This is a genomic window from Chryseobacterium cucumeris (assembly GCF_001593385.1).
GTDB lineage: Bacteria > Bacteroidota > Bacteroidia > Flavobacteriales > Weeksellaceae > Chryseobacterium > Chryseobacterium cucumeris.
On record NZ_LUVZ01000012.1, the window covers coordinates 369,780 to 385,449 of the forward strand.

The 15,670-nt window shown below is 36.7% G+C and carries 14 protein-coding genes; 1 reads left to right on the forward strand and 13 read right to left on the reverse strand.

Annotation, left to right across the window (positions count from 1 at the left end; all coding sequences use genetic code 11):
• Positions 1–61: 61 nt before the first annotated feature.
• The 13 genes from A1704_RS10605 to A1704_RS10660 form a co-directional block, all read right to left on the reverse strand.
• Positions 62–493: a nucleoside deaminase gene (locus tag A1704_RS10605; RefSeq protein ID WP_062673172.1), complete on the reverse strand. Its 432-nt coding sequence runs from the start codon at positions 491–493 to the stop codon at positions 62–64.
• Positions 493–1,110, reverse strand: a complete 618-nt coding sequence (locus A1704_RS10610) for a hypothetical protein (protein WP_238590603.1) — start codon at positions 1,108–1,110, stop codon at positions 493–495. The genes A1704_RS10605 and A1704_RS10610 overlap by 1 nt, the downstream gene beginning before the upstream one ends.
• A gap of 53 nt (positions 1,111–1,163) precedes the next feature.
• Positions 1,164–2,120, reverse strand: a complete 957-nt coding sequence (locus tag A1704_RS10615) for a helix-turn-helix transcriptional regulator (RefSeq protein ID WP_238590604.1) — start codon at positions 2,118–2,120, stop codon at positions 1,164–1,166.
• Positions 2,121–2,198: 78 nt separating this feature from the next.
• Entirely contained in the window at positions 2,199–2,468 is a 270-nt protein-coding gene (locus tag A1704_RS10620) for a hypothetical protein (protein ID WP_062673174.1), read from the reverse strand.
• A 185-nt stretch (positions 2,469–2,653) separates the two neighbouring features.
• Positions 2,654–2,938, reverse strand: a complete 285-nt coding sequence (locus tag A1704_RS10625) for a hypothetical protein (protein WP_062673177.1) — start codon at positions 2,936–2,938, stop codon at positions 2,654–2,656.
• A 45-nt stretch (positions 2,939–2,983) separates the two neighbouring features.
• The gene (locus tag A1704_RS10630) at positions 2,984–3,628 is read right to left on the reverse strand and encodes a hypothetical protein (RefSeq protein ID WP_062673179.1); all 645 of its coding nucleotides are present in this window, start codon (positions 3,626–3,628) and stop codon (positions 2,984–2,986) included.
• A gap of 6 nt (positions 3,629–3,634) precedes the next feature.
• A complete protein-coding gene (locus A1704_RS10635) occupies positions 3,635–4,648 on the reverse strand; it encodes a hypothetical protein (RefSeq protein ID WP_062673182.1) in 1,014 nt (337 codons plus the stop codon).
• 53 nt (positions 4,649–4,701) lie between these two features.
• Positions 4,702–8,532 carry a hypothetical protein gene (locus tag A1704_RS24200; protein WP_065119595.1) on the reverse strand — a complete coding sequence of 1,277 codons (3,831 nt, stop codon included), beginning with the start codon at positions 8,530–8,532 and terminating at the stop codon, positions 4,702–4,704.
• Between the two features lie 7 nt (positions 8,533–8,539).
• On the reverse strand, positions 8,540–10,723 hold the full coding sequence (locus A1704_RS24810) for a hypothetical protein (protein WP_062673184.1): 2,184 nt from the start codon (positions 10,721–10,723) through the stop codon (positions 8,540–8,542).
• A 13-nt stretch (positions 10,724–10,736) separates the two neighbouring features.
• The gene (locus A1704_RS24815; protein WP_062673186.1) at positions 10,737–11,495 is read right to left on the reverse strand and encodes a leucine-rich repeat domain-containing protein; all 759 of its coding nucleotides are present in this window, start codon (positions 11,493–11,495) and stop codon (positions 10,737–10,739) included.
• Between the two features lie 226 nt (positions 11,496–11,721).
• Entirely contained in the window at positions 11,722–11,892 is a 171-nt protein-coding gene (locus tag A1704_RS24465; RefSeq protein WP_157885767.1) for a hypothetical protein, read from the reverse strand.
• 234 nt (positions 11,893–12,126) lie between these two features.
• Positions 12,127–13,164: a patatin-like phospholipase family protein gene (locus A1704_RS10655; RefSeq protein ID WP_062673188.1), complete on the reverse strand. Its 1,038-nt coding sequence runs from the start codon at positions 13,162–13,164 to the stop codon at positions 12,127–12,129.
• A 190-nt stretch (positions 13,165–13,354) separates the two neighbouring features.
• On the reverse strand, positions 13,355–13,855 hold the full coding sequence (locus A1704_RS10660; RefSeq protein ID WP_062673190.1) for a M15 family metallopeptidase: 501 nt from the start codon (positions 13,853–13,855) through the stop codon (positions 13,355–13,357).
• Positions 13,856–14,080: 225 nt separating this feature from the next.
• Between A1704_RS10660 and A1704_RS10665 the strand changes: the two genes are divergently transcribed.
• Entirely contained in the window at positions 14,081–15,664 is a 1,584-nt protein-coding gene (locus A1704_RS10665) for a Na+/H+ antiporter (RefSeq protein WP_062673191.1), read from the forward strand.
• Positions 15,665–15,670: the final 6 nt, after the last annotated feature.

A 15,670-nucleotide genomic window follows, 5' to 3' on the forward strand; every position in this document is an offset into this window, starting at 1 on the left:
TCTTACTATTTATAAAATTAAAAGCCGGAGAATATCAATATCCTCCGGCTTTTGTCTTTAATTATCTTTTACTTTTAAAAAATTCTTTAACAATAGAAGAGCATTCTACCTCCATGATTCCCGTAATAACTTCAGTTTTCGGATGGAGGGAAAGATGTTTATTGATAAAACCTCTTTGTTCATCCCGCGCTCCAATCACTACTTTCGAGATCTGAGACCAGGAAAGTGCGCCTGAGCACATCACACAAGGTTCCATCGTTACGTAAAGCGTACAGTCTTTCAGGTATTTTCCTCCCAGGAAGTTAGCAGCAGAGGTGATGGCCTGCATTTCGGCATGGGCGGTCACGTCATTTAATGTTTCAGTGAGATTGTGAGCTCTTGCAATAATTCTGTTGTTGGAAACTACTACACATCCGATAGGAACCTCATCTTTTTCTAAAGCGGCCTCTGCCTCCTGCAGTGCCATTTTCATGTAATATTCGTCGGTAAACATTAATCTGTTATCGTTAAAGTTAAAGGAAGTTTAAAGCGGTAAATAGTAGGGTCGCCCTTCAGCATTGCCGGGGAAAATTTTTCCGCCAGAGAATATAAAGCAATTTCTGCCTGTCTGTTAAAGGTGAAATTGTCACCCTGTGCATGAACATTACTTACTGTTCCATCTTTTTCAACAATAAAATCAACATCCGTTTTTATCATCTTCTCTTTAGAATATACTCCGTCAACATACAGCAGATTGGCGACTTCCTGTCTCAAAGAATTAATTCCACCTGGATAATCTGCAATCTTTTCAGCATCTGCAAACTTTTCAGATGAGTTGAATGCCTGATTTTTGATGGTTTGAAGGTCCTCCAGATTTCTGACTTTTAATAAAGCTCCGATCAGGGCATTGTTTTCAATACTATCCATTTTTTTCATGAAAAAAAGGAAATCTCCCTTTATCGCAGCCTTTTTTGAAGTATCGGATTCTGCATCAAATTTCTTTTTGAACTCTTTATTCAGCATATTTCTGTGCTGATTATAATAACTCTTTACAAGTCTGAACTCTTCTTTCTGCTGTGCGAGAAAAAAGGAAGAGATAAAGCAGCTGATGCCAATGAATAAAGTTTTCAATAAGGGTATATTTATGTAAATATAACAAAAAATATGAAATATATTCCTGATGATCAGCTTTCAAGATAACGGTTCAAAGATTCCTGCAAATGATTGCGGATGTCATCAACTAAACCTTTCGGTTCCAGAACGGTTACTTCTTTTCCGTAAGAAAGAATCTCCTGCATGAAATCATAAGTAGGGTGGAGGAAGAATTCAAAATAGATCTCTTCCGGAGTTTCTTTGGTTTCTTTCTGTGACTGATGAAGAGGGAAACTTCTGATGTACTCTCCCTGGTGGCGGCTGCATTTCAGAACAATATTCTGTGGATTCTGTTCTGTCAGGTTCATCACTCCGAATGCATTTTTGAAATGCTCCCTGAAGTTGTATTTATACTTTTCCCTGAACTGATTTTTGGATACGTCCAGATAATTAATTCTGTCCAGCCCGAATGATTTTAAAACTTTATCTTTTGTATCAATGGCAATAAGATACCATCGGTCTTTAGATTCTTTTAAAGCCAAAGGGTGTACTTTTCTGGAGGTCATAAGTTTGTTCTTGTAATTGTAGTGTTCAAAACTTACAACTCTTTTATTTCTGATCGCAAAGAACAAGTCATAAAAATGTTCTACGCCGGTGGGTTTTCGGCTTTCAAAAAAGATGAAATCTGAAAAGTCCGGATGAAGATTCAGGGCATTACTCACCTGAAAGGATTCAAGAAGTTTTTGATTGTACTCATCCACTTCCATAATCGGGCGGCTCTCGATATAATATCGGTTGTCGCCCTTTTTTTTGTTGTGAATAGAAAGGTTAAAAAGATCGGAAATCTCCCGGATATCCCTCTGCAGGGTACGGATAGAGTAGCTCTTGATTCCTGCATCCTGGAATTCAAAAGAGTTTAAAAGATAGTCCTCCAGCTGTGAATAGGTAGCCGGAGAACTTTCTAATCTTTTAATTATTAAGGCATATCTTGTCAGATAAAAATCTTTCTTCATTTCTCTATTTTTAGGGTGCAGCAGTGCTGCGTTCATGGTAAAGTTTTATAAGACAAATATATGCGGTTCATGCGACAAAACGTGTCGTGTTTTATTTTTGTTTTAAATAGACATTTATTTTTGGTCTTCAATAGTGGCTGCCGTAATATACAAAGGGAAACCTTCTTTGAAACTACTTTTTAGATGATTGTAAAAAAGTTGAAAATAATATAAGTTTTTATCTCTGACATTTTCCCGAATATTATAATGATATAATTCACCAAGAAATTCTTTAACATCTTCATAAAAAATAGAACGATTTGTAATAGGATCAAAATGTTCATTTTTGTAAGTTTTCAAATATTCCATAGGATTTTTGGTATGCTCTTCCGGTACTTTTTTCATTGTTTTCAGTACATCTCTAATTTTATTTTCCAGTGCATCAACAACAAACTCCCATGTGTTGGGTTCATAGTAAAAGTCTTTCTTCCCAAAGTCATCTCCTAAAAGTTCTTCAAAAACTTCTTTTTTGAAATCAAATTCATTCCATTCAGGACTTTCTTTATAGTCCTCTGTGCGTACATCAAAGCCTACATAGGTACCATCTGGATTATATAATCCATTTTTTTTACATCTTTCAAAGAAATTATGATTTTATCTATTTTTTCTTCTTTCATAATAAAGTGATTTTTATAAGTCCCGTTATATTCTACGTTGTTATGGGCTTTGTATTCTGTGTATTTTTTACCGTTTTTATGATAAGATCTGAACCATCCTAAGCCACAGCATTGCTGTGGCTTATAATTATTGATCAAAATTCGATCTACCCATCCTTTTTTTGCTTTCCGGAGTTTCGAACCTCGTAAAAGCTTCAATATAGAATTTTGGTTTTGAAATGTTTATTATTATGCTGACATATCCTATTTACAGTTTTGATCAGGAAGAATATCTTTACTGAATAATTCTAAAATCATCTGTTCTTTTTCCATGGACCAGTCGAAATATTGATATTCTTGATCGGTGAAATTATATCTGTCTTTTCCATTATCAGGGAATGCAATAAACTTTTTAAATTTCCCATCTCTTTTAAATAATAATAAAATCCTTGGATATTTTTCTTGGATACAATCACAGCCGACACTATTAGATAATCCTGTTCTGACAAAAATATTTTTTTTAGAGTAATTAAACAGAATATTTGATAATCTTTCTTTTTCTAATGAAGAAATCATTCTGATTTGATTATGAAATTTAGTATCCAAGTAATTTCGAGGCTCATCTACATTTTTAATAAAGTTAGGATTTGCTATGTAAATTGAATCATACTCATTAAAAGGAAATATTTTCGTTCTTTGTATTGATGGAATCGAAAACCTTTCATAGTATTTATTATCAAAATCACCAGGATTTATTTCTCCTTTATTTTTTAATAATAAATCTCTTTTATATTCTTTGCAGTTCTTTTGACAAAATTTCACTCTAAGTGAATCTAAATCATTTACTTTCTGAGAATAAAAAAAATTACATAGTAATAAGACTGCCAGAAAAAGGATATTATTTTTCATGTTATATTATTTTATTATATCAGGATATTTTTTCTTGATCTTCTCTCTCATTTGGTTATATGAAGTCTCTGTTCCATGCATTTTTTCTATATAAAACTTCTTATAATTTTTTGCGTAATATTTTTGTGCACTATAAATTTCATCTAATTGATCCTGAGTTAAATTTTGGCTTCTTTCTTTTAATAAATATACTTCACTACTTGTATTACTTAATAACCATAGGTCTTTCTTTGTCGTTGTTAACGTATTGTTTTTAGTATTAAAAATATACCAGCCATCTGAGTTGAAAAATTTGCCACTAGGAGTCAAATAATTGTTTAATAATGAGCCAAAATATATTTTTTCTTTTGTTGAAGTAATTTCTTCATATGCCCTTTGTTTAATATCTGAACGATTTGAATTAGCAAAGATTTTTATTTCTTTGTTTGTCATACTTCCTAGTTCATTTAAAAAACCTTTATCATCAGCTTCATCACATGCAACAGAAAAGAAATTGGCTCCGTTTAACATATTGCTTAACAATAATTTTAGACTAATATATGATTTAATATCTTTTAGTTCCAACCCTCCTTGATGATATTTTTCAGATTCCTTTCTGAAATCTTCAAAATAGTCATCATTGAGAGATATTAAATCTTTTTTAGGCAGCTTTTCAAATACATTTTTTAAAGTTTTAAAAGCTAGAGCATCTAAAACTACTTTCATTGACTTTGCGTAGGTATGATCTGAAAAGGTGTTTCCATGGTGAACTATAGCCACATTTTTGAAATTAGATCTTTTACAGAGGTCTACAAAGCTTTCATAGTTTGCGAAACTTGGAATATGTCGTACTTCCCACATTTTAAAAGTTTCATCAAATTGGTATTTTCCATCTGACTCTAAAGTTATTATTAGATTAATGTTTTTCTTTTTTTGTTGTTGGTCATCTATAGTAGAATCTTCAAAGAAATTTTTCTTTTTTCTTTCTTCATCAGCCATTGTTTTTGCACTATAAATGCCTATAGGTCTATAATCATACATGGTTTTTGGATTTAATAAAATCAGGCGGCGTAAATTTCCGCCTGATCTTGTTATTATTTAAATATTGTTGTTAATTCTCTCGGTAATGTTGTAGCTCCATCACTATGTGATAATTGAGCGTCAGTATCCAGAGAAAAGCTTGTTTCAAATTCCAATTCTGATGGGTTTTCACAATTTTTAGGATCATTTTCCGGGAAAATCGGTAATGGCTGATTTACCGGAAGTCCTGTGGATTTATCCTGAAGGATTGTTAAGGTAGTAGGGATTCTGGTAATCCAGTATTTCCCCTGAGGTTCTCCGGTAGGCTGTCTCATTTCGTCTACGATACTCATGTACATTGGGTCGCCGATTACCGGAACAGAACCGCCATTCCAGATCAATCCTGTTTCAAGGAAGAACTGAACAGCTGCTTCGAAACCTGGTTTTACGGTAACGATAATCCTTGCCATACCTGCCTGCAGGAAACTTCTGAACAATGGGTCCATACTTTCGCTGATGTAGAATTCCTGCCAGCTCTTACGGTTAGCCCAATAGTATGGGTAGAAGGTGTAATCCATAATTTCCCATTCGAATGCCTGTTCCATAAACTTGGCAAGGGCTGTATATCTGTCCAGATTTTCATTCAGGTATACCTGGAAATTATCCATGGTTGTTTTCTCATCGGCACCGTTAGTTGTTTCCTGGCCTAATGTATAAAGGTAATCCTGTAATAAATAAGCGATACAGTTGTGCTTTAAGACATCATGTTCCATATAACGGTAGAAAGTATCCTGTCTTTCTTTAAGCTGAGCTTCTTTTTCTTTTTGCTCTGCGTCTAATCTTGCCTGATCTTCCTGGAATTTGGCATAAGCAGCTTCATAGGCTTTAATAATATCATTAAAACTGTCTGTTTTCCACTTGCTGATAAAGGCATCGCTCAGCTCACAGTTCACAACGACTTTGATGGTATAACTTCTTACGTTGTGGCCCTTCACCTGGAAAGATACATTACCTGTGATATTGAAACCAGATGATCCATCGTCAAAATTAAGGTCTCCACCACGTTCAGAACGGCCAATCATATCTCCTTTTAAGTTTGAGAACATCACTTCAGAATAACGTGATCCTGACCATCCACCACCTCTGTTTCTTGTTGACCTGCAGGCGAAACTTGCATTTTTACCAGCATAATTGTCTGGGATGGTAAATTGTGTATGATCAATTCCAAAATCATCATTTGTCTGAGGAACGCTGGAAGCAGTATGAATTACTTGTTTGGTTGCTTCCGGGAATGCCTCTAAAGTTACTCCGTATTCCTGAGCCCAATGCTGGATCTGTACAATCGTTGCAGATTTTGGATCTGCCATTAACCATGGTTCCGGTGCTTTTCTTGGATCTACAGGAGCTTTAAGCACCTGAGCCTTGGCAACAGTAAGAGCCAGACGGTGTAATCTTGAAGGTTCAGGAACCATAAACTCAAACATCGTACGCTTACCATAGTTGTAGATCTGGTTTTTCATTTTCTTGTCGATCCATCTGTAAACTCCGGTAATGTGTTTAGGCTGTGCCGCTTCAGCATTATCAGTGTTGGTTACCTTTCCTCTGTTATCATATTCATGAACATTGGTTTCCGTATATTCCTTGATGATTTTCTGTACTCTTTCTTCTGAAATTTTAGTAAGAACTCTTTCCATTGCTCTTTCTGTAATTTCCTGAGATTTCATTACAGCTTGTCTTGTACTGTCGTGCTGTGCTGAGTTATTGGCATAATCTGCTCCGATTTCAAACTTCATGGCACTGTCATTTCCATAGCTGAATCTTGTGTAGGCAGAAATACTCTGCTGCTTTTCAATTTCTTTAGCAACTTCGGTCTGCATATCCGTTCTGGAAGTTTTGGAAGTGTCTGACATCTTCTCTGTCTCCTGAGATTTGGAAGTTGTATCTGTAATTTCAGAGTATTCTCTGGAAACGGAAGACTTATGTCTCAGTTCGCTTGCCATAACGTTCTCAATATTGGACACTTCTCCCGGAACATAAGCATGAACACTTTGCACGACTTTCATATAATCTGCTACACCCAATCTTTTGATCCCGAAATTTTTTCGTTTTTGGGTTGTACCTGGTTCAGGTGTACCCGGGTTTTCAACTGCTGCACGCTTCAGAGTCAGCATTCCGGTAAGGTTTAAGTCTTCTTTCAGATATTGTGTGGCAATCTCTCCATAAGCCTGGCTTCCGTTATCAAAAATAATTTCTATTTTGAAACTAAAGCTGGTTCTGAATCTGTTTACCAAAGCCGCAGGTAAGGTAATTTTATTATCAACTACAGAAATATTGCTGTAATTTTCTTCGAAAGTTCCGGCAGCATCTGTTGTAGCCGTAATTTTAGCATTGGCAACACTCCACGAAACATCCTCAACTTCAAAAGAAAAATTAACAAATCCTCTGCTGCCTGCTACTACGTAAGCACTGTGAGCATATAAGCTGTATGCCATCGGTGTTCTGGCGGTATTCTGAATAAGAGGTATTGAAGCTCCGCCGATATTGGCATACTGCTGTTCCGGAAGAGGACTGTTTTGAAGTGCCGTCTCCATGGAAGCAGAGATATTGTTTCTTACAACAAGTAAAGCATCAGCATAGCTTTCAATCTCATCATCAAGAACAATGGTCTGGGCACCCATTCTTAAGGTGTCATGCGAAAGGATCTGAAGGCTGTCTTTATCTTCTGCCACAGAAGTTAAGCTGGTTGTAGATTCACCGAAAAGTTCTACAAAAAGGTCGAAAGATTCCGGTGAAAGCTTTGCTTGCAAATCCTCCAAATTGATTTCATTTTTGTACGTAAATACGAAAGGCGCAACTTCATATTCTTTCAAAGTGCTGTAAAGGCGTTCTTTTTCTTCTTCGGACATGTCCGGAGTGATTTTACTGTCTACTTCGGCCAGCTTTCTGTCATACAGTTCCAAACGTTCTTTGTTTTCTGTCATATATCTGGAATACTCATCCTGGTAGGCCTGATATCTGGATTTATGGAATTTTTTCTGAAGCTTTTCCAGTTCGGAATTCAGTGTGTTCAGGGATTCTTTTCTGTGGATGGCTTTACTGGATACAAAAGAAGCTCTTGCTTCAGATTCTAATCTCTGAACTGTTCTTGCTGCCAAAGCCGGTTCGGAACCTTCAGCATTTGCAGATGAAACTAAAGAAGCCGTTTCCGTATCTTCTGAAAATAGGATGGTAGGAAGTATGATTTTTCCATCCATTGCTTTTTCCAATGGTTTTTCTCCATTAATTTTGATGATTTCCTGATCTGTAAGGTCCTGATTGCTGGCAAAACCAAGCTGAATAGCCATTAAAATGTGGCTGATTGCTTCTTTAATATAGAAATCTCCCTGGGTAACAATCTGATAAATATAATTATTCCAAAGTTGGGAAAATATAGAAATTCCTTCTGCGTTCAGCTGTCTGTTGGTATTAATAAGGCTTTTGTAATAATCCGTAACGAACGTCCAGTCAGCGCTTTCTAATGTTTCTTTTTTAGAAAGCTTTCTTCCGATCATCAGAAGGTCTCTAAATGCTCCTTCTTCGATTTTCTTTTCGCTTTCGAATCCGGAATTGTTAAACTCTCCGGCAGCCCTTTTCATGGCTGTAAATTTTAAAGTTTTGGCAGGTCTTCCAACGACTGCTGTATCAAAAACACCGGTTACTCCTTTAGGTCTGTGGATAAATCCTAAGTTTTTGTCTTTAATTTCTGTTAATTGAGGGTTTCTCAGACTTACAAATCTGAAAAGTGATTGTGATGCGTTATTGGTATTCATAGGGTTTGTTTCTTTGTAGTTAATAATTCCTTCTCCTATTAAGGATTTTCCGACAGTAAATGCGGATTTTACTGTTGATGTATTATTTGTTGGCATTTCGTTCTTATTTTTTAGTGTATTCAAGTGTTAGAGTAAACGAGTTGATAAGAGAATAATCATAATCAGGTGTATTCAACAGTTCAATAATTGCTCTTTCTCTTTCAATAGTGATGTAGGCTTTTGTTCGCCACTGATTACCTGCAAATGCCGCTTTAAGATCATCCCATTCTGTAAACATTTCGTTGGAGATAATGGTTTCGAGATCCGGGAATTCAGGTCTTAAGTCAATTTCACCTGTTCTCGGAATTTGATCCAGATACAAGGTTTTTTTGTAGACAGGCTTACCGTTGATCCATTTTCCACCCGTCAGCTCTTCTTTGGTACTGTAGGAATGCTGTTTGTCTGCATATTGTTTCTGGATGTAATCATTTTCCTGTGCGTTGTCTCCAAAATAAGTTTTAGAACTTAAGCCTCTGGCATTTGATACCTGATGTTCTACCATAACAGGCTCATCAGGATAATTACTTACCATAATTCCTTTACCGTCAGAATGATCGGTAAAACTCGTTAAAGAGGCTCCGGCATTACTTAAACTAAGTTTTGCACCATAAGCTCTAGCCAATACACCGTAATCTTTACTGACATCTAAATTTGATTGTATAGAATTATCTACACTGCCTGATGTGATCAAAACTCCGCTTGGAAAGAAACCTACCTGGTTTTTAATTCCGTCCTGAGTATTGATTTTATAGAGAAGAGATTCAATTTCCGGAGCTTCGGCATTTTCAAACTGGATATGACCGGAAACGGGATTGTTTACTTCTGTTCCTGTGATAGGAATGTAGTTTTGAAAGTCGGAAAGGTTTTTATATCCCAATACATTACCGGCATTAAGAACCGCAACTTTTGTATAAGTGTTATCTGCTAAAGGTGTTCTTTTTGCAGAAATCACGGCGTCAAAATCCAATGTTCTTGCAGCAAAGTCTCCACCAATTAAAGGCGTTACAAAATCATGGCGTCTTGCTACCGGATTGGATTCAATCACCAGTTTGTTGAAGGTTGAACCTCCTAATGGGGCATTACAGCCGATAACGACATTGTTATCACCCCAAACACCCATAGCATGCGTAGTGGAGGCGGCATTATATCCGACAAAAGTATTGGATCCCCATGCTCCTGAAGTTGTCGCTTTTCCATGAATATTTCCGGCAAAAGCACCTAAAAAAGTATTCTGAGTACCATTAGTTAAGGAATAAGCGGCTCCCAGACCAAGCGCGGTGTTATTGGTTCCGGCAATATTTTTGTTTCCTGCTTCATCTCCGATATACGTATTTCCATTTCCTGTTGTTGTTTCAGTTCCCGCTTGTGTTCCGAAAAAAGCATTGAAATTACCTGTTGTAAGTTTAGTTCCGCTTGAAACACCCGTTGCGGTATTCCATCTTCCCGTAGTGGTTTCATTTAAAGCATAAGAACCAAGTGCTACGTTATTTGCTCCGGTGGTTAATTTTGATAATGTATTATAACCAATTCCCAATCCGTAGGCTCCGGTGTGATCCGTATTCAAATTTCCAAACCAGAAGGAATACGTTGTAGGACTGAAATTGATTTCGCCTGCTCTGCCCTGGCTTGGCTGAAAAATAATAGGTTTGGTTGTTCCGTTACCTCTGTCGATGACATTTTGTAAATTATCATTCCCGCTAAAAGTGGGTTTGTCAGAAAGGTCATTATAACTGCCTGTTACAGCTACTTTTTTCAGGATAACTTTTTCCTGTCCTTCCTGTGACAATGTAACACTTCCATCTGCATTGGTGGTGGGAGTGATACTGAATTCCGAAAGATTAATCTGAAAGGCAGAGCCATCATTCTGGGTAATGGTAATAATATTTTGAGAGGCATCATATGAAGCATTCTCAATACTGATATCACGGGTTACCAAACTGCTTAAATCTACCGATTTACTTTGCTGGACACCATTCTCACCTGTATAAAATACCGTTAAGATATTTCCATTTAATTGCGGAGCCTGAATAGCTGTCTGCGTTTCAATTTTTTCTTTCCAAAGCTGAGCATTCTGCGGATTTATATTGGATGCATTTGCATCTGCTTTTTGTGACAGATCATAATCTAATTGAGCTGCAGGAATCTTTTCATCTTTGTGCCAGTATGAATCATGCCACTCCCAAAATTCTTCCTGTACCGGGATATCTCCGTTTTCGAAATATTTTTTTAATTCTTGTTTTGTTTTCATTTGCTTAAAAATTTTAATTGATGAGTTTTCCTCCCACGATTTCCACTGTGCTGTCAAAAGAATAAGGTAAATAGGTCGTTTCAGGGCCTAATGTTACTTTTGTAAGCTGGTTAACTCTGAAAGCATTGTTTTCAATTTTGAGTACACTGGCCGGAATGGTTACTGAGGTGAGTTGATTGCTGACAAAAGCATCCGAGTGAATTTCTGTTACTCCATCGGGAATCTCAACAGATGTCAGCTTATTGGCAGAGAAGGCTCCTTGTGAGATAATCGTTATTCCTTTGGGAAGACGAAGTTCTTTCAGTTGATTGGCTGTAAATGCCTGTATTCCAATATTGATAACGCTGTCCGGAATAAATAAAGACGTTAATCTGTTATTGTAAAAAGCCCAATTGGGGATTTCGGTTACCTTTGGAGGAATTGTAAAGGTCGTTAAGCCGCCGTTACTAAATGCGCTTTCCTGGATAGTTGTTACAGAGTCAGGGATTTCTACGTCAGTTACCTGCAGACCTGCGGTAAAATTTTTGGGAATAGTGACTGTTCCTTCTTTTATCACAATTTTTCTTTTTGAAAAGAAAGCCAGTGAAGCATTTTTATCAGCATCCATTTCAGCATAGAGTATGTTGAATGTACCATTCTCCAGACCTGCGATCTTGCGCATGTCAATTTTCTCATCCTTATGCCAGTAAGCGTCCTGCCATTCCCAAAAATCTTCCTGTTTTGGGATATCTCCATTTTCAAAATAGAGCTTTAATTCTTCTTTTGTTTTCATAAAACGTTGTGTGATTGATTAATAAGTTGATTGCTGTGATCTGTTCTTTTATAAAGCATGCTCACTTTTGTGCTATATTTTCAGACATAGTTCTGGCTGTTCAGCATTTTGTGAATGGTGAATTCAAAGGAATTGAGAATGTTTAATGAGTTTGCTGTACGGTTATTATAGAGATTTCAAAAGTAATGTTGAACAGCGCCAGAACTTGTCTTGTATTAATTTTTATTTAAAAAATATCTTCTTCTAGTAATCCTTTTTCAAAATCTTCCCTGAAGAAGTTTTCAATGTCAATGAGATAGTTTTCATAGTCCATCTCAGCATTTTCGATATCACTCCATTCTATTGTATAGAGATCTTCATTGAAGAGTACATCTGTATTGTGATCTGGTGTTTCCATGTTTTGTGTTATAAGGTGTTGGTTATATTTTGAACATATTTTAGACTGTTCAGCATGAGAAAATGTTGAATTCAAAGGCTTTTAAAAGTTTTTAAGAATTGTTGTTGTTGTGTCTTTTTAATACTCCAAAGGTAGTGGGGCAAAGCGACAAAACTTGACGTGTTTTTAAAAAGATTTTTTAATTTTTAAATATAATCTTAATAGCTTATATGATACTGTTATAAGGTAAAAAGCTTATATTTTATTTTTGATGAGTTTCTGAACAATCTGGTTCAAAGTTTCTCTGTGATCATCAATATAGCTCAATCCGGCTTGTATCAGATTTTCGATATTGGATCTTCTTACATTATCCATTGCGGGAGAAGCATTTTTCAGTGAAGGATTCAATCGGTAATAGTTTTTTTGATTTCTAAGTCCCAGCGTCTGAAACATTTGTTCCAGCTGATAATCCACTGTTTCTGCGTTGGCAGACATCAAAATGTCGACGATTGGGCTTACCCAGCCAATTTTTCCAGCCTTTTCCAATCTTTTAAAAGAATAAGGTCTTGCTTCAATTCCTGTTCCGATAGAGACAATGATCATGTCGTTTACGCTTGGGTGATTAGCTTTCTGATGGTTTTTTAAAACTTCTGCGAAAGGAATCTTCCTTGCTTCGGCATAAGCACAAAGCGCGGGATTATTAGCAAACATTCCTCCATCAATCAAACTGAAAATCTGGCCATACATGGATTTAATCTGAACAGGGCTAAAATACGTAGGAGCGGCTGAAGTCGCTCTGCAGATATCTCTTACATAGAAATTATCTGTGCTGAGGTTGGCTTTCCACGAGTTGAAAAGTTTCGCCCTTCTGTTCTCTATGTCATAACTTGTTATTAAACATGGTTTTATTAATTCTTTTAATTCTAAATTTCCAAAGAAATCATGTAAATTTTTTTCCAGAGCTTCCTGGGAAATTTTTTCATTCAATAATCCGAATGGATTAACCAGTTTTTCCCAAAAGGAAACCTGGAAGATGTCGCCCCCCTTTTCAGCATATAATTCCAATCCTTTCTGAATAGAATATTTTGCTTTTCGGGTTTCATCAGGAGAGAGAATAATAGAAGCAATCAGACCTCCGGTGCTGCTGCCAGCTACCAGATCAAAATAATCTCCCAGCTTGGCGGAAGGCTTATCATAATACTGGAGCTGTTCTTCTATGTAACGCAGAATAATGCAGGTTACAATTCCCCTTATTCCACCTCCGTCCAAAGAAAGAATGGTTGTCTTTTTCATGTGATATTTTTAATGGTTTGTTAAAAGGACACATGCAATCTTAAATCTACAGAACCTTATTGACTGGTCAGAAAATGTTGAGATTCCATATTGAGATTTCATTGCTTTTTTGTTGTTTTCTTATAAAGCAAAGGTAGCTTGAGGAGGCGACAGAACGTGTCGTATTATATTTAATTTCAAATAAATGATACTAAAAAATAACGTAATTCTGTTGGTCTTTTGGCATCTTCAAGAGCGTTCTCCAACTGGTTTTTACAGGACCTTTTTTAGAGGGAATATTCTTTTTTTCGAAGTGGGGAAGGTCTTTAAATGTTTTCCAGTTTCCACCCCAGTCCCAGCCGTGACGGGCAAAAATTTTCACACATTCGTACCAATCTGCAACTTTGTCATTATCCCAGTCCTTTGCGGTATCCCAACTTGCTGTTTTCCCGTCGATCATCAGGCAGATATCTACGGCAAGTCCATAATTGTGGATGCTTTGCCCTGCCTTCGCATTGGTTACCTTTTTTCCTGAAGTAATTCTTCCGATGGCATAAAGCTTTTCCTGCTCTTCAAAAGATCTTAATCCCTGAGTGATTCGTATCTTAGCCCTTCCGGTAAGAGCTTCATCACATTCCTGTATAATTTGCTTCACTTCATCTCTTACCAACGGGTGAAGTTTCTGAATCCTTTCTAAGGTTACTTTGTCCATATTTTTTATTTTGTTATAAGACAAAAGTATAGCGCAGAGACGACGAAACTTGACGTGTTTTATTTAAATTTTTATAATATTCAACCTTAGGTAAAAAACATAATATAAAAAGAGATTTAGCAACAAATAGCTCATCTGTACATCCAAAAAATGAGAAAAAATTGCTTTTAAATTTTTAAAAATCAAATAGAAGTAGTAAATATGATGGATAAAACACAATAGTAAATGCATACGATCCTACCTTTTTTATTAGCCATGGTGGCTGCCATTGTGCTGCTCAATATGTGGGCTACAAAATTAAAAATTGCTTATCCTGTTTTGCTCGTTGTATTCGGGCTGCTTGTTAGTTTTGTACCAGGTCTTCCGGTTGTAAAGATCAATCCGGATCTTATCTTTTTTATATTTTTACCTCCTCTTTTATTTGAAGCTGCGTGGTCTATTTCCTTTAAAGAAATGAAACGATGGTGGCGTATTATCGGAAGCTTTGCTTTTTTAGTGGTCTTTTTTACGGCACTGGCAGTGGCAGTGACTGCCAATTATTTTATTCCCGGATTTACACTTGCTCTCGGGTTTTTGCTGGGAGGTATCGTATCTCCACCTGATGCAGTAAGTACAGGAGCGATCATGAAATTTGTAAAAATCCCGTCCACTACTTCTGCTATTCTGGAAGGAGAAAGTTTATTGAATGATGCTTCTTCATTAATTATATTCCGTTTTGCTTTGATTGCTGTAGGAACCGGACAATTTATATGGCAGGAAGCCTCATTAGACTTTGTATGGATGATCATCGGAGGTGCCGGAATTGGCTTACTTTTAGCATGGATCTTTGTACAGGTTCACAAAAGACTCCCTACAGAAGCTTCTTCGGATATTGCTTTAACGATTATTGAACCTTATCTGATGTATTGGATAGCAGAACAGTTTCATGCTTCCGGAGTTTTAGCTGTGGTTTGCGGAGGTTTGTATATGTCAGGCAAACGATTGATATTTCTCAACAGTACCAGCCGAATTATGGGCTATAGTGTATGGCAGAGTTTTGTATTTATTCTGAATGGTATCGTCTTCTTAATCATCGGGCTCGAGCTTCCTGAAATTGTTGGAGGGTTGCGGTCAGAAGGAATTCCTTTGAGAATTGCTATCCAATATGGAGTGCTGGTGACCGGTATTCTGATTGCCGCCAGAATCATAAGTTCTTATGCCGCCATGCTTGCTACATTGATTTTCCGGCCAAGTGTCGCTCCCCGTGCTTCTTCCGCAAGAAGACGTCTCCTGATGCCTTTGATGCTTGGATGGACAGGAATGAGAGGAGTTGTTTCACTGGCTGCTGCACTTGCCATTCCGATTACCCTTGAAAACGGACTTCCTTTTCCCAACAGAAACCTTATCCTTTTCATTACTTTCGTGGTGATTCTTCTTACATTACTCGTACAAGGACTTACCTTGCCATACTTCATCAAATATGGACATGTATTTGATGATTTTACAGATGAAGAGAAAGATAAAAAGGCAAGGGAAGAAATAAAACATCAACTGAAACAGCATGTTTATCATTTTCTTAAAAATAAGCATGAAAATGAACTGAACAGCCATGCAGGATTAGAAAGAATGCTCAAACAATGGGAGGAAAAAATCCAGGCCAATAATACTGAATGGATGAATGAAAAGACCAAAGATATTTTTTTTGAAATGCTGGAAAGCCAGAGACAGTTTCTTTCGGAATTGAATAAAGATATTTCCGTTAATGAAGAAATTATCCGCCATCAGCTCTATCAGCTCGACCTTGAGGAAGAACGGTTAAGAATGATTTAATCTATA